Raw genomic sequence first — 15235 nt, forward strand, 5'->3', positions numbered from 1 at the left:
CTCCTCACTTATTCAGCATTTCATGAACATCGATCAGCTCGGTAACCAGTTCACGCGCCAGCATGGCGTTCATCAGATGATCCTGCGCATGCACCAGCACCAGGCTTACGTTGATTTTTCCTTCGCCCTGATCGTCTTCAATCAGTTTAGTCTGCACCCGATGCGCCTCACTCAGCGCCATGCGCGACTGTTCCATCATGGTTCGCGCGGCGGCGAAATCACCCCGTTTGGCCTGTTTCAGCGCCGCATAGGCCAGGCTGCGCGCCTGACCGGCGTTGATGATAAGCCCCATAATCACTTCTTCCAGCGCATCGGTTGCCAGCGGCGTCTCCATGGCATTGTCGATATCGAACATGGTGTCTCCTTGTAAGCGGCCCGGCAGGCGTAGGTGCATGCCGGTGATGATCAGAATTTCAACGCGTTAGCGATGTCTTCTTCGCTCTCTTCCTCTTCAATGGCGTGTTGCGCCTTATTGGCGACCACCACGAAGGGGAGGTAGATCAGCGTGGCGATGCCGAGGTTGAACAGCGCCAGCAACAGGGCGGCGATGCTGCCATTGGTGTTAAAGAAAGCGCCCAGCCCGGTTGGCATGGTCCATGGCGCAATGTTGGTAATCGGCGGAATAATGCCCGCGTAGTAAGCCAGCAGGGTGATGGCCGCCAGCACCGGTTGCACCAGAATAAACGGGATAAACATTACCGGGTTCATGATGATCGGCAGACCAAACAGGATCGGTTCGTTAATCTGGAAGAGACCGGATGGCAGCGCCAGTTTGGCGACCTGGCGGTGATCCGCGCGGCGTGATGCGATAAAGATGGCAATGATCAGCCCAAGGGTTGCGCCGCTGCCGCCAAGGAAAATATAGGAATCCAGCATCGGTTTCGCCCAGACGTGGAAGGTTTTTCCGGCTTCCAGCGCCGCGGCTACGGAGCCATATTGCTGGTATGTGGCAATGTTCTCCAGCGCCCACGGGGTCATGATGCCGCTATCCAGCGCGGTCAGTGCCAGCGAACCGTGAATACCGAAGAACCACAGCAGCGGCACAAACAGCACGTAAACCCAGCCGACAATGCTGCCGAGCGAAGCCAGCGGCGTGGAAATGGTATCCATAATGATTTGATGGAAGTTGGTGCCCGCGTTCGCCAGCGCCCAGGCGATAACCCCCATGATCGAGAGAATAATAAAGCCGGGAATTAACGCTGAGAAAGAGCGGGAAACCGATGCAGGTACGCTATCCGGTAAGGTGATCACCCAGTTGCGGCGCACAATAAACGTGAACATTTCTGCCACCGCGAGGCCAATAATAATCCCGGAGATAATATTAGCGCCGCCTAACCAGTTTGCCCCCACAGCATAGGCTTCACCCACGCTGTAAGGCGTCACGGTCATAAATGCGGCGATGGATAACAGCCCGGCGGCCAGCGCATCCACTTTGCGCTCTTCCGCCAGCGCCATACCAATAAAGAAGGGCGCCATTAATGACATGATCCCCAGCGTGCCGTTGTAGACATTGCCGCCAACACCTTTCAGGCCGTTAAGCGTTTCAATGGTGGATGCATCAAGGCGCACGCCCAGCGAATAGAAAAACGATCCGTCGCCAAAACTCAGAAAAACGTTGTTGATCAGAACGAACATCGCCCCGGCAAGGGTTAATGGCATCAGCCGGATAAAGCCATTTTTAATGGCGTTAACGTGGGGTTGCTTTCCTATTTTAACTGCAAAAGGAAGAAGTATCTTTTCAAGTGAAGCAATGGCATTACTCATAGAAAAATACCCTTAATGACCGCGCGAATATCGCGCGGTGAACATGAGGAAATAACGATGGAATGGCAAAAAAATCAGTGGGCAGCGGCTTTTTTGATTGCCGCGACGGCCGCTTTTAACACCCCTAAGCCATCGACTTTGCCGTACAGCAGGGAGTCGATCACTTCAACGGGTTTATCGGGTAACAAGCGCTGGATTTCAGGGAGCAGATAGGCGATTTGCGGACCTAATAAGACGATGTCCGCTTGCGGGCCTTTTTCGGCGGCCAGCGTCTCAGAAAATGCTTCAATAATGACCGGGACCTCATATTTTTCAGCCTGAGCCCGCATCTTAGAGACCAGCAGCGATGTCGACATGCCCGCAGAACAAAACAGATAAATATGTTTCTTTTCCATAAACTCGACCCTCAATGTGCGTTTCCCTGGCGGCCAGATGTCGGTTCTGGCTACTGGTTACAGCGGAAAACTTTTTTCCCGGACTGAAACAAGTATACGGTAGCGCTTCCGGAGTCGGTATTTCCTCAGTCAACAAAATTGTCTGTGGTTGACCTGGTGCTATGCACCTCTTCACACTTTGGGTAAATGGGCGGGGGAAAACGCCATCGGGAGGGATGACGGAGGACCGTAGTCCTCCGTGGTCAGGCAGGTTTAGAAAGAGGCGCGTTTATAGGCGCTGTAGGTGGCGTTCCACCAAGTTTTATCCAGGCTTTGCTGCAACGCGTCTTCGCTCATGGCAGGCGCAACGCCTTCTTGCTGCGCCACACGGGCGACCTCAAGGGCAATCGCACGAGACACGCTTTCGATCATTTCCACCGGCGGCAATAATCCGCCTTTCTCGGTCGTTGCCAGCGGCGAATGCGCCGCAAGGGTTTTACTGGCCGTGACCAGCATTGCTTCTGTTACGCGGCTGGCTTTGCTTGCCAGTACGCCGAGGCCAAGGCCGGGGAAGATGTAGGCGTTATTACACTGGGCAATCTCGTAATGTTCGTCCTGCCAGAATACCGGCGCGAACGGGCTGCCGGTGGCAATCAGCGCAGCGCCCTGCGTCCATTCGATCAGATCTTTGGGCTGCGCTTCCGCACGTGACGTGGGGTTGGACAGCGGCATGATAATCGGGCGCGGGCAGTGGCGATGCATCTCTTTGACCACTTCTTCGCTGAACAGCCCCGGCTGACCGGAGACGCCAATCAGCACGGTGGGGTGGGCATTGCGCACCACTTCCAGTAGCGAAATATTGGACGACTCAACCGTCCAGTGGGCGATGCTCGCGCGTGAGGTGACCAGATTTTGCTGGAAATCCAGCAAATTAGGCATGTCATCCGTCAGCAGACCAAAGCGATCAATCATGAAAATGTTGTTGCGCGCCTGCTCCGGCGTTGCGCCGTCGGCAACCATCAATGCCATGATTTTGTCGGCGATACCGCACCCGGCCGAGCCGCTACCGAGGAACACCACGCGCTGATCGCGTAAACGTGTCCCCGCCACCTGCGATGCTGCCATCAGCGTGCCGGAGGTGACCGCAGCGGTTCCCTGAATATCGTCGTTAAAGCAGCACAGCTCATTACGGTAGCGGTTAAGCAGTTTCGTCGCGTTTTTCTGCGCAAAATCTTCAAATTGCAGCAGCACGTCCGGCCAGCGAGTCTTCACGGCCTCAATGAACATATCCATAAACTCAAGGTATTCATCGTCGCTGATGCGCGGATGCCGCCAGCCCATGTACAGCGGATCTTCCAGGTGCTGGGTATTGTTAGTGCCGACATCCAGCATAATAGGCAGCGTTGACGCCGGGTGAATCCCCCCGCAGGCGGTATACAGCGAGAGTTTGCCAATCGGAATGCCCATCCCGCCGACGCCCTGATCGCCCAGACCCAGGATACGTTCGCCATCGGTCACGACGATCACGCGGATGTCGTTACGGGAGAAGCTTTGTAGCATCTCATCAATATGATGACGGTTCGGCCACGAGATAAATAACCCACGTGCGCGGCGGTAAATTTCCGAGAAGTGTTCGCAGGCTTCACCCACTGTCGGGGTATAAATAATCGGCAACGTTTCCTGCATATGCGTGCGCAGCAGGTTATAAAATAAGGTCTCGTTAGTATCCTGAATATTGCGCAGGTACACATGGCGAGAGATATCTTTTTTGAAATGGCAGAACTGTTTCCACGCGCGATCGGTTTGCTCTTCAATGCTTTCAACATTGTGAGGTAATAAACCGTGCAGGTTAAAGGCGAGGCGCTCTTCTTCAGTAAACGCCAGTCCTTTATTCAGTAACGGGTTTTCCAGTAACACTGCGCCATTATAAGGCGTATAAAGTGTTTCTTTGCGTGACATTATTGCTGCTCCTGACTAAATAATAACGACACCACGGTCGTTGTATCGGGGATATCAGATCTCAGTGTTATGAAATCAGATAGATCATGATTCCCTCAGTTAATACGCCGATCGCGGTGCCAATAAGAATGGAAGAGGATGCGGACTCGATATACGTTTCGCTGCGCAGGGCAAACATGCCCGCAGCGATAGCGGATGGGGTAGCGCCGATAATCACCACCTGCTGCATTAAGGTATGGCTCAGGCCGAAAGCCAGTCCGGCGGCAGCCATCATGGCAGGCTGGATCAGGTTTTTAATGCTGATGTTGGTAAACGTTTGCAGGTTCAACGACGGGCGCTCACCGTAGAACAGCAGGCCGAGCGCGAACAGCGACAGACCACCGGCAATTTTTCCGACCATCTCAATTGGCGCGCTAAGCAGGTGCGGCAATTGCACGCCAGCCAGACTGAGCAGCACCCCGGAGATAGGGATCCAGACGATAGGATTACGCACCGCACGCATCAGGTTCTGCAAAATCAATTTGCCAGGATGCAGCGCCTCGCTGTCGGCATTTTTATCCCCCATGCGGATCAGAATAATGGTCAACGGGATCATAAATACGCTGGTGATTAAGTTACCGATCAGCACGCCTAAGAAGCCTTCCGGCCCGATCAGCACCGCCAGTACCGGCGCACCGAAATACGCCATATCAGGAAATGCGCAAACCAGAGACTGTATGGCGCTGGTTTTAATATCGTGGCGGAAAACATAGCGCGACAGGATCAGCGTCAGTAAATAGGAACCCATCAGGCCAATAATCAGAACCGCCATAAACGAGAAGTTTTTGATCTTTTCCGGGTTGGTGTTCAGTGCGCCGATAAACAGGTGGAAAGGGAGCGCAAATCGGATCACCACCGTGGCTAACACCGTGGCATCTTCACGACGCGTATAGCCTAATTTCCCGCTCAGCCAGCCCAATAGCATGATAAATACCAATGGGAATAAAGATTGTAAAAGTAGTGAAGGCATAAGATTTCCTGGGTTTTGTTTTAACTTGTTTTCAGGCGGCACTCTATCGGGAGCCTTTATCCCCGGAGGTGACTGGAATCACACTTCTCCCGTTTTAATTAGTTTCATAATGGCTACTTTAATTAAACGGAATATAAGAAAGGCTTAAGGTTTTATTTTTATTAGGAATATCTGAAATAAATGTTTTTCTGGTTACTTTATTTACAAATAACTGAGTTAAGTTATTTAAAATGGAATTACCACGACATTCACAATTTTAACATTAGAAAACAGGCATGCTCTTTACAGTCAGCAGTCGTTGGTATTTATTCAATAATAACTTCCTGGTGGCAATATTTATTACTTTGGTTTTATTTTTTCAAGCATTTTATCCATTACGAATAACCCTGAGGTTATTCCTGGCCCACTGTTATTCATTAATAGCGAATCAGGTGAAAATAATGAAAGATAATCCTCTTAACCCCTCTGTAGAAACCTCCCCGGCAGGTGGGCAACTCGCCCGTTTGCAAGGGCTTGAAGTCGGCGCGGTACCGCTGTTGTTGTTTGTGGGTATTGCCTCGATTGTCGCGGTATCGGCATCCGCCGGTTTACTGCCGAAAAATATGATTGGCGGCCTGGCGGTGATCATGACGCTGGGCTTCGCCTTCGCCAAAATCGGGCGCATGCTGCCCGTCCTGAAAGACATTGGCGGACCGGCAATTTTGTGCCTGATGGTGCCGTCGGTACTGGTCTATTTTGGCATGTTCGAACCCCACACCATGGCGACGGTTCATCTGCTGATGAAAGAAGCCAACCTGCTCTATTTTGTTATTGCCTGTCTGGTGGTGGGCAGCATTCTGGGGATGAACCGGATTATCCTGATCCAGGGGATGATCCGTATGTTTGTGCCGCTGGTGGCCGGCACCGTGATGGCGGTGGTGTCGGGGCTGCTGGTGGGCATGCTGTTTGGTTACACGCCGTATCACACCTTTTTCTTTATCATCGTGCCGATCATTGGCGGTGGCATTGGCGAAGGGATATTACCGCTGTCGCTGGCCTATTCGGCTATCCTCGGGCAAACGCCGGATGTCTACGTCGCACAACTGGCGCCAGCGGCGGTGGTGGGCAATATTTTCGCCATTATCTGCGCCGGGGTGCTGTCGCGCATTGGCGTGCGCCGTCCTTCGCTTACCGGTAACGGTATGCTGATCCGCAGCGATGACGATAACCGTATTTTTACCCAGACCCAGAGCGCGCAGCAGACGGATTTCCAGTTAATGGGCGGCGGGTTGTTGATGATTTGCGCCTTTTTTATCGTCGGCGGGTTATTTGAAAAACTGGTGCATATTCCGGGACCGGTGCTGATGATCCTGATCGCCGTGCTGTGCAAATATGCGCAGGTGATCCCGGCGTCCATGGAGCAGGGCGCGCACAGTTGCTATAAATTCGTGTCGGCTGCGCTGGTCTGGCCGCTGATGATCGGCCTTGGCATGCTGTATGTGCCGCTGGAAAGCGTTGTCGCGGTCTTTTCCGTCGGCTATGTGGTGGTGTGCGGTTCGGTGGTGATTGCCATGGCGCTCAGCGGCTATTTCATTGCGTCGTGGCTGAATATGTACCCGGTGGAAGCGGCGATTGTCACCAGTTGCCACAGTGGCCTGGGTGGTACCGGCGATGTGGCTATCCTCTCGGCGTCAAACCGTATGTCGTTGATGCCGTTTGCGCAGATCGCCACCCGTATTGGCGGTGCGTCGACGGTGATTGCGGCAACGTTGTTGCTGAGCTGGGTAGTGTAATGCCGACAACACTGCGCTGCTAAGCGGCGCAGTGTTTTGCTATCAAAAATTTGTCCGCAAGCAGGTGCCCTAAAAGATCCATTAACGGAACAGCAAAAATAGCCAGACTGAGGCGGTAATAAACGCGACCAGCGTCGAGCCCACCCATGCGGCAAGAAAGAAACGGCCAATGCTGTTGCGGGCTTTCAGCGCGCGGTAGTAGGTCAGGCTGAACTCCACATACCAGATAAACATCACCACCGCGATCAGCATCTGCATCAGTAGATTGTTGCCGACAAACGCGCTGAATACCGTCTGCGTCAGATAATTTACCAGGTTAGCCAGCAGCCACCAGCCGAACGTTGTGGGGTTGAGCACCTTGTTGAACACATCACACTCCTTTGTCATTTCACTCTGGTCGCCACTATACGCGGCTCGTACCCGTTCGGGTATGCCTGCGCGATGGTTGTGCTGGCGGCAAAATGGTAAAGTCAGACTAAACCGTTCAGTTAATTATCGAGGCAGCATTGAGAACACTTAGCGAGGAACGTCGTCAGGCCATTATCACTGCCGCGGCGGCTGTTTTTCAGGAACAGGGCTATGAGCGCACGTCGATGAGCGAAGTGGCCCGCCGGGCCGGTGGTTCCAAGGCCACGCTGTATAACTACTTCACCTCGAAAGAAGCATTATTTGAGTCGGTGGTCAGAACTTACAGTACGCAATTCCTGACCCAGGCGGCAGCCGAGTTAACCAGCCCGCAAAGCCAGACGCTTACGCTGGAAGAGCGGCTGACGCGCTTTGGCGTCAGCATGTTGCAGGTGCTGACCGGGGATAACCAGGCGCTGCAACTTTACCGCATTGTGGTGGGGGAAGCGGGGCATTCAGATATCGGTACACTCTTTCGGGAGTCGGGCATCCGCGAAAGCATGGAAACACTGGCGCAGGTCATGGGCGAGGCGGTGCAGAAAGGGGAATTGGCCGAGGCCAGTCCGGCGCTGCTTGCCAGCCAGTTCACCGCGCTGATCAAAGCCGAGACGGACGCGCTGCTGCTGAAACAGGCGATCCCGGTCTTCACTCCGGCGCAGATTGGCGAGATGGTCAAACGCGGCGTCCGTCTTTTTCTGTATGGCGCGCGGGTGTAATTACCGGGGGCAAACCGCGTGCTGATAGCCGGATGCCGCCCACTGCGACAGGGTGCTGGCTATCTGCCCGGCAAGTTGCGCCACCTGCGTTTGCCAGGCGGCGTACATATCATCCTGTCCCGTTAATGCTCGCGTTAACCGGCTCTGGCACAGCAATACGCCGCGCTGCCCGTTCCCTTTGACCGCCAGCCGCCAGTCCGCCTCCAGGCTCAGGGCATGGCCTGGCCAGCTATCAAAACGCCGCAGTTGCAACTGGATGAGGATCACCGGTCGGGACGGCTCGCGCGGCAGACCGTCGACATCCTGCGCCCCCAGTTGCGCCGAAATACCTGCGGAGAGCGCGCGTTGCAACTCCTCTCCGAGTGGGTTCAGCCAGCGCTCGTTGTCCCGTATCGCCATGCCGCTTTGCCCCTGACGAACCACCACCTGCTGCCCGTCCAGTTGCGAGGGCACACCCGGCACAAAGAGATCAATATCATACGGCGCAGCCTGTACCGCGTGCGGCGGTGACACGGGCGATAACAGCGTGTGGTAGCGCACAGGCGCGGAGGTACAGCCGCACAGCAGTACGATGACCGTGATGAAGAGGGTACGGATACTCATGGTTTTTCTGCCTGAGACGTCGTGTCGGGGTGAGTGGGATCGGCGGGGGTGCCGGTCAGCAGCGATTCCGGGTTGCGCGTCAGTTGCCCGGAAAGACCGCGCAGGGATTTCAGCGTGCGTGTTGTCTCTTGCAACGCTTGCAGAATGTTAAGCACCAGCGGCGAATCGTCTTCCAGTAGCGTACGCGCATTATCCGCCGTGGCCTGTGTGTGCTGCATCAGCGTGGCCGCCGCAGGCAGGGTTTGGCTGTTCACGGTTTTCAGGGTTTTGTTCAGTTCTACCAGTGCGCCATTGAGGTTATTGCCGAGGGAGGCGAGGGGCAGTTTATCCACTTTATTGACGATACTGGCCACCTGCTGCTGGATGTCATCCAGGCTACCGCCAATGGTCGGGATACGCAGCGGCACCGCATTGAGATCAAACGGCACGGCAGGAGCGTTCGGGAAGAAGTCGATGGAGACGAAAAGCTGCCCGGTCAGCAGGCTGCCGGTTGAGACCTGCGCCCGCAAACCGCGCGATACCAGTTCGCGGGTAAATAACGCCGTCGCCCGGTCGAGATCGCTGGCATGCGGCGGCAACTTTTGCAGCACATTGCCCATGCGTGACGGATAAACGTCGATATCGACCAGTGTCGGGAACGCATAATGCTGTGGGTCGTAATCGAGACTGATGGCTTTCACGCGGCCAATCACCACGCTGGAGAAGGCCACGGGTGCGCCAATGCTCAAACCGTGGAGCGCGCGATCAAAGCGTAAGCGAAAGGTGATCGGCGGGCCGTCGGCAGGGGCCATCGCGGATTCCTCATCCGGCGCAAGGCGATAGATGGCGGGTTCAGCCTCCGGTGACGGCGGGGCGTCGTCTGGCGTAGAAAACGCAATACCGCCGCTGAGGATGGTGGCGACGGTGCCGGTTTTAAGACGAAAACCGCCGCTTCCTGCCGACAGGTCAATGCCGCTGGCATTCCAGAAACGCGTGGCGGCGGTCACCAGATGATCATAGGGCGCTTCAATAAATACGCTTAAGCGCACGCCTTTCCCGTCGCTGCGCAGCGCAAAGGCGGTCACTTTCCCCACTTGCACTTTCCGGTAATAGACCGGGGAACCGCTGTCCAGCGATCCTAAATCATCTGCGTCAATCGTGAACAGACGCCCCGGTACATCGCTGACCACCGGCGGCGGGTTTTCCAGCCCGGTAAACTCATAGGTGGGCAGGCGGCTTTTGCCTTTATCGAGGCCGATATACGCACCGGAAAGCAGCGTGTCGATGCCGCTGACGCCGCCGATGCTGACCCGTGGGCGCACCACCCAAAAGCGGGTATCCGCGCGGGCAAGGTGGGCGGCGCTGCGGTTCAGCTTCACGTGAACGCGAACCTGGTCATCTTCCTGACTGAGGGTGATTGCGGTAACGACGCCGACGGCGACATCTTTATATTTCACCTCGGTTTTGCCCGCTTCCAGTCCCGCCGCGCTACGAAAAGAGAGGGTAATGTCCGGGCCTTCCGCCAGCCGCGCCTGTAAAAGAATGTTGAGGGTGCAGGCCAGCGCAATCAATGGAATCACCCAGATCAGCGCGCTTTTCCAGTCCAGCCGCCCCCGTTTGCCCGCAGGAACACGGATCATGATCGCCTCCAGATCACACGCGGATCAAAGCTCAGCACTGCCAGCATGGTCAGCACTACCACCAGCGCAAAAAACAGAATGCCTGCCCGCGGCTCGATGCTGGCAAGCCCGTGGAACTGCACCAGACCGCTCACCACGACCACCACCACCACGTCGAGCATCGACCAGTAGCCGGTCCATTCCATCAGATGGTAAAGCAAGGTGCGTTGGCGTCGTCCACGGCGCGTGCTGCGCCTGACGCTTAACAACAGGAACGTCATCAACATAAATTTCATCAGCGGGATGATGATACTGGCGATGAAGATCAACACCGCAATGCCGAACGAACCGCTCTGCCAGAAGGTGACGATCCCGGCGAAAATCGTGCTCTCTTCACTGCCGCCCGGAAAGCGAGCAGCGGTAACCGACACCAGATTGGCCGGAATATAGAAAATCATTGCCGCCAGCAGTAAAGCCCAGCTCCAGGCAAGTGGGCGAGGCGTCGGCGGCGCAAAAGGCGACAGGCAGCGCGGGCAATGAACGGGTGCCTCAGTGTCTTTCTCCGCACGGCACACCAGTCCACACTGACGACAACCATAAACGCCGCTCTCAGCATACGGGATCATGTCAGGCTTCCTGTGTTAGCAGGGGAAAGCCGCAGCCAGTAACGGTGGGGATGCTGATTCGCCAGCACAATAGAGAGCCCTACGGCAGTGACCAGCGCCCATCCTCCCGGACCGGCTTCCACGGCAAATTGCGAGGAGAGCTTCACGGCGGAGACCACAAAACCCAGGATCGCGACATCTGCCATACACCATGGGCGAACCCAGCGCAGCGCCTTGATAGTGAAGGCCACATCCGCCGCGTGGTGGTTGCCGTGCAACAGTAACAACACCCGCAGTAGCAGGAATAACTGCATGAACGGCGCGCTCACTAACAGCACGGTAACGCATAACGCCAGCAGCGGCATGTCGCCGTGGTCAACCACCGCGTTGACGGTTTGCCAGAGCGAAAGGGCGTTGTGCATGCCATAGGCCTGAATCATCATGACCGGGCTGTAGCAGGCCAGCGCCAGGGCGATCAGCGCCGTCAGCGTCAGGGGCAAAAGCAGCGCATGCGGGATCAGGCTACTGCGCCAGAGCAGCGAACGGCAATGTGTGCAAAACAGTGCCTGTCGCGCGCGTTGCGGATGGTAACGGGAAATGTGTCCACAAACGGGGCAGGTCATCAGGTGTCGGTATATTTTCATCGCCGTCTGTACAGTGATTCAATGTGATCACTCCCCGAATGCACGGGGAGTGCGCCTCGGGGCTACTTCAGCATCTCCGCCAGCTCTTCCGCTCCTTTATCAATGCCGACCTCAGCGGCGCTCAGCGAGCCAATCGTGGCTGAGACGTTCATGGCGTTGGGATACTGTTTGGCGACATACGCCAGCAGCAATTGATTACTGGTCGCGTCATACACTTCAACGGCGTAATTCACATAGCCGCTCATCATGCCTTGCCCGCCGCGAATCGACTGCACAATGTTGTACGGGCCGCCCGCCAGATCAAACTTGGTGACGGTGCCCACCACCTGCGGCGTGGTGCCTGCGCCGGTCAGCGTTAATTTCAGGCGTAGGGTGTCGGCGGCTGGCGTGCTTTCTACGCGCAGTCGCGGTTGCAGCGTTTCGCGGAACTTTTGCTGCATATAGCTGGCAAGCGCTTGTTTGTCTGATGAGGACATGTCGTCAAACTGGCTATCGCTGCCGCTGTAAAGACTCACCGGTTCAATGATGACGCTGTGGTACTTCTGCCAGTCCACCGGTTTGCTGTAGCGGTAAGGAATACGCGACGCGTTATCGCCGGTATTGGGTTGCAGTTGGGCTGTAGACTGTAATCCTGCATAGCGAACCGGGTCGCTTCCTGAGCAGCCTGCCAGGAAAACCGTCAGCAACAGCAGTGTCGGGGGAATGCCCCTGGAGATTGTTTTCATGCGAAAAACCCTTTTATCGCGCTTGATTATTGAACCGGGTGGCGCAGTTATGAAACTAAACTGAACCGTACGGTTTAGTATTGAATTCGCCGAGGATCAAAGTCAAGGGATAGTTTTTCCGGGTGATTATTTCACTCGCCAGGGAGAACGGCGGGATGCGTGGTGCATAAGGTGGTAATGCGCCCCGTCAGCAGGGGCGCACCGCTCAAAAGATCCGTTGTCCTATCGCATGAGCCTGGTGCAAACAGGCTTCCGGCGTGCCGAGATCCGGCATCATCAGCGTGGTATTGGTCATCACTGGCGCGCCGCAATAATCAAAAATACCGTGAGCGATCTGCGTCTTCCAGGATTGCGCATAGCCATGCTTTTCAAACGTCTTCAGGTCGGCACCGCCCAGTGCTACAAGGTGCACCGGCAAATGCCCGAGCTTTTTCGCCACCTTGCCGTTGCTGCCCTCTTCATAGGCCCAGCCATTGGAGAACACGCGATCAATCCAGCCTTTCAGCAGGCCCGGCATGGTCCACCAGTAGATAGGAAACACCAGTACCAGCGCGTCGGCATTGTCGATACGCGCCTGTTCGGCGAGGACATCGGCGGGCAGTGGCGCGGCGTGTGCAAAAGCGGCACTATCTTCCGCAGAAAAGATCGGGTTAAAACCTTCCCGTGTCAGATCGGCGATTTCGGCGCTATTGTGCGCATTTGCCGCGGTGATCCCGTCGGCGACCGCCTGCGCCACGCTGTGGGTTAAAGAGTGAGTTACTGGATGAGAAACGACGATCAACGCATGCATATCAAACCTCCTCCGTTGCCAGACGGCGTGCAGGAACGTAATCTTATATACCAAAGGTAACCTACCATTAGTAAGTTACCTTTGGTATGTAAGACTGTCAAGGGAGGAGAGCATGAGCGATACCCGTGTGCGTCAACGTCTGACGCGTGAAGATCGCTATACGCAACTGGTGGAAGTGGCATGGCAAATTATTCGCGATGAAGGCACGGAGGCGTTGACGCTCGGGCATCTCGCGGAGCGTGCGGGTGTGACAAAACCGGTGGTGTACGATCATTTCACCAGCCGTTCCGGGTTACTGGCGGCGCTGTACCGCGAATACGATCAGCGGCAGAACCAGAAAATGGATGATGTCATCAGCCGTACCGAAGCGACGCCGGAAAAACTGGCGGCGGTGATTGCCACTGCCTATATCGAGTGTGTGTTGCTGCAAGGGCGTGAAATGCCAAGCGTACTGGCGGCGCTGGCCGGAACGCCGGAGCTGGAAAAAATCCGCCGGGAGTATGCTGTCGACTTCACTGACAAATGCCGAACGCTGTTTGCGCCATTTTGCACCCATCCGCTGCGTGATGCGACACTGTGGGCGATGCTCGGTTCCGCCGAAGGACTGGCGTGGGCGGTGGTTCAGGGGGCTGTCACCGACGTCCAGGCCAAAGAGGAATTGTGCGCGGTCATTATGGGAATGGTGCGTGCAGCGTGACGGGGCAAAAAGCGCAATAACATAATGGCTGGCGCGTTGCTTGCATTAGTGAAGTATTGACTTCCCGGGAGCACGCGCATGATAGCCAATTCGTCGACCACCATCCGTTTCCTGTTAGCCTCGCGCCAGTGCGAGCTGAACAGCCTGCGTTATCTGCTGCAAAGCGGTGAACTGGTGGGCAAAATCAGCCAACTGGTGCATATGCTGCAACGCGAGCGGGGAACATCCAACATGTTCCTCTGCTCGGCGGACAGCCAGTTTGCCGATGAGTTACTCCTGCGCGAGCGCGATGTGGCGCAAGCGCAAGCGCCGCTGATGATGCAGCTCGACACACTGGAAAGCCAGATAGCCGCGCTGCCGCAAGCCAGTCGTCTGTTCAGCCACGTGGCGAGCGTGGTCTATGCCCTCAGTTTACTGCCTTCCCTGCGCCAGCAAATCCGCCAGCGCGCGTTGCGTTTACCGCAGGCGATGACCTTTTTTAACGACATCATCCGCAACCTGCTTTCGCTGGTGTTTGAGCTCTCCGATACCGCCGCTGAACCCGCCATTTCCCGTGCGCTAATTGCCATGTTCAGCTTTATGCAGGGCAAGGAGTACGCCGGGCAGGAGCGGGCAACGGGGGCGGCGGCCTTTGCGGTTGGCACCTTCAGCGACGAGACACAGCAAAAATGGCTCGATCTTATTGAACGCCAGGAGCGCTGTTTCGCCACCTTCGCCGATTTTGCCGATGACGAGCACCGCCTGCGCTGGCAACAGATGACCACCGACAGCCAGTTTGAACGCTTACGACGCATTGCCTGTACCGGGCGCGAATTCATTGAAGCGGACAGCTGTCTGCGCTGGTTTGCGCTGGCCACGCAGCGCATTGATGAGATGAAAATGCTGGAAGATGCGCTGGCGCAAACCCTGATGGCCCATTGCCGGGCGCGCATCGCCGCCACAGAACAGGCCAACAGTGAACAGCGGGCGGATCTGGAAAGCCTGATGCCGCCGCAGGAAGGGGAAGAGAGCGGTTATTCGGTGTTTATTGATTCCCACGGTTGGCTGGAAAGCGGCGGCGTACGCCCGCAGCTCGGGCGCTCCTTGTTAACGCTGGTGCAGCAGCAGTCGCGACGCTTGCAAGCGCTGGATACCGAACTGGCGGCGCTGCGTGAAACGCTCAATGAACGCAAACAGATCGAGCGCGCCAAAAGCATGCTGATGCAGCACCGGCAGATTAGCGAAGAAGAGGCCTACAAAACCCTGCGCCGGATGGCGATGAATCAGAACAAAAAGCTGATTGAGATCGCCAGCGCAATGCTGGCAGTGGCAGACGTTTTTCAGCCTAATACTTAAGGGGTAGCTGCACGTGAAGGGTGCGAAATGTGCTCTGTGATAGTGCGAAAACGTGAGGAAAACCGCTTTCTGGCGGCCCTGAAGGGCGTAAATGCGCCATCCGTTGACCCTGGCACAGCCCTTGCTTTAGTCACGTAGCAACAACACAACATAACGCATGCGCGGCCAACGGCGGTCGGGCGTATGTTAACCGGACAACGGCGTCCATAAGCGTGCAGCTTTGCACCGGCTTATGGACG

The 15235-nt window shown here is 56.0% G+C and carries 16 protein-coding genes; 4 read left to right on the forward strand and 12 right to left on the reverse strand.

Annotated features, from left to right (window positions below; translation table 11 throughout):
- Positions 1-4: 4 nt before the first annotated feature.
- From chbA to N7922_RS05025, 5 genes are all read right to left on the reverse strand, one after another.
- The gene (gene chbA, locus N7922_RS05005; protein ID WP_263099522.1) at positions 5-355 is read right to left on the reverse strand and encodes a PTS N,N'-diacetylchitobiose transporter subunit IIA; all 351 of its coding nucleotides are present in this window, start codon (positions 353-355) and stop codon (positions 5-7) included.
- A 50-nt stretch (positions 356-405) separates the two neighbouring features.
- Positions 406-1764, reverse strand: coding sequence for a PTS N,N'-diacetylchitobiose transporter subunit IIC (chbC, locus tag N7922_RS05010; protein ID WP_263099523.1), 1359 nt, complete (start codon positions 1762-1764; stop codon positions 406-408).
- Between the two features lie 74 nt (positions 1765-1838).
- Positions 1839-2159, reverse strand: coding sequence for a PTS sugar transporter subunit IIB (locus N7922_RS05015; RefSeq protein ID WP_263099524.1), 321 nt, complete (start codon positions 2157-2159; stop codon positions 1839-1841).
- Between the two features lie 252 nt (positions 2160-2411).
- Positions 2412-4097 carry an NAD-dependent malic enzyme gene (locus N7922_RS05020; protein WP_263099525.1) on the reverse strand — a complete coding sequence of 562 codons (1686 nt, stop codon included), beginning with the start codon at positions 4095-4097 and terminating at the stop codon, positions 2412-2414.
- A gap of 67 nt (positions 4098-4164) precedes the next feature.
- Positions 4165-5106, reverse strand: a complete 942-nt coding sequence (locus N7922_RS05025) for an AEC family transporter (protein ID WP_263099526.1) — start codon at positions 5104-5106, stop codon at positions 4165-4167.
- Between the two features lie 440 nt (positions 5107-5546).
- On the opposite strand from N7922_RS05025, the gene N7922_RS05030 reads away from it, so the two are divergent.
- Positions 5547-6878, forward strand: coding sequence for a 2-hydroxycarboxylate transporter family protein (locus N7922_RS05030; RefSeq protein ID WP_263099527.1), 1332 nt, complete (start codon positions 5547-5549; stop codon positions 6876-6878).
- 81 nt (positions 6879-6959) lie between these two features.
- On the opposite strand, the gene N7922_RS05035 is transcribed toward N7922_RS05030, so the two are convergent.
- The gene (locus tag N7922_RS05035) at positions 6960-7247 is read right to left on the reverse strand and encodes a hypothetical protein (protein ID WP_263099528.1); all 288 of its coding nucleotides are present in this window, start codon (positions 7245-7247) and stop codon (positions 6960-6962) included.
- A gap of 137 nt (positions 7248-7384) precedes the next feature.
- Between N7922_RS05035 and N7922_RS05040 the strand changes: the two genes are divergently transcribed.
- Positions 7385-7999: a TetR/AcrR family transcriptional regulator gene (locus N7922_RS05040; RefSeq protein WP_263099529.1), complete on the forward strand. Its 615-nt coding sequence runs from the start codon at positions 7385-7387 to the stop codon at positions 7997-7999.
- Here the strand turns inward: N7922_RS05040 and N7922_RS05045 are convergent, their stop codons facing one another.
- The 6 genes from N7922_RS05045 to N7922_RS05070 form a co-directional block, all read right to left on the reverse strand.
- Positions 8000-8602, reverse strand: a complete 603-nt coding sequence (locus N7922_RS05045; protein ID WP_263099530.1) for a membrane integrity-associated transporter subunit PqiC — start codon at positions 8600-8602, stop codon at positions 8000-8002. It abuts the gene before it with no gap.
- On the reverse strand, positions 8599-10221 hold the full coding sequence (locus N7922_RS05050; RefSeq protein ID WP_263099531.1) for an intermembrane transport protein PqiB: 1623 nt from the start codon (positions 10219-10221) through the stop codon (positions 8599-8601). Before N7922_RS05050 ends, N7922_RS05045 begins: the two co-directional genes overlap by 4 nt.
- Positions 10218-10826 carry a paraquat-inducible protein A gene (locus tag N7922_RS05055; RefSeq protein WP_263099532.1) on the reverse strand — a complete coding sequence of 203 codons (609 nt, stop codon included), beginning with the start codon at positions 10824-10826 and terminating at the stop codon, positions 10218-10220. The genes N7922_RS05050 and N7922_RS05055 overlap by 4 nt, the downstream gene beginning before the upstream one ends.
- Positions 10823-11449 (reverse strand): paraquat-inducible protein A, encoded by a 627-nt coding sequence (locus N7922_RS05060; protein ID WP_263099533.1) that lies wholly within the window; start codon positions 11447-11449, stop codon positions 10823-10825. Before N7922_RS05060 ends, N7922_RS05055 begins: the two co-directional genes overlap by 4 nt.
- Before the next feature lie 62 nt (positions 11450-11511).
- Positions 11512-12174 carry a DUF3313 domain-containing protein gene (locus N7922_RS05065; protein ID WP_263099534.1) on the reverse strand — a complete coding sequence of 221 codons (663 nt, stop codon included), beginning with the start codon at positions 12172-12174 and terminating at the stop codon, positions 11512-11514.
- 205 nt (positions 12175-12379) lie between these two features.
- Positions 12380-12964 carry an NAD(P)H-dependent oxidoreductase gene (locus N7922_RS05070; protein WP_263099535.1) on the reverse strand — a complete coding sequence of 195 codons (585 nt, stop codon included), beginning with the start codon at positions 12962-12964 and terminating at the stop codon, positions 12380-12382.
- Positions 12965-13076: 112 nt separating this feature from the next.
- Here N7922_RS05070 and N7922_RS05075 point away from each other — a divergent pair, with 112 nt between their 5' ends.
- Both N7922_RS05075 and N7922_RS05080 read left to right on the forward strand, forming a co-directional pair.
- Positions 13077-13661: a TetR/AcrR family transcriptional regulator gene (locus N7922_RS05075; protein WP_263099536.1), complete on the forward strand. Its 585-nt coding sequence runs from the start codon at positions 13077-13079 to the stop codon at positions 13659-13661.
- A gap of 78 nt (positions 13662-13739) precedes the next feature.
- The gene (locus N7922_RS05080) at positions 13740-14996 is read left to right on the forward strand and encodes a nitrate regulatory protein (RefSeq protein ID WP_263099537.1); all 1257 of its coding nucleotides are present in this window, start codon (positions 13740-13742) and stop codon (positions 14994-14996) included.
- The last annotated feature ends 239 nt before the right edge of the window (positions 14997-15235 follow it).

The organism is Kosakonia sp. ML.JS2a (assembly GCF_025642095.1).
Taxonomy (GTDB): Bacteria; Pseudomonadota; Gammaproteobacteria; order Enterobacterales; family Enterobacteriaceae.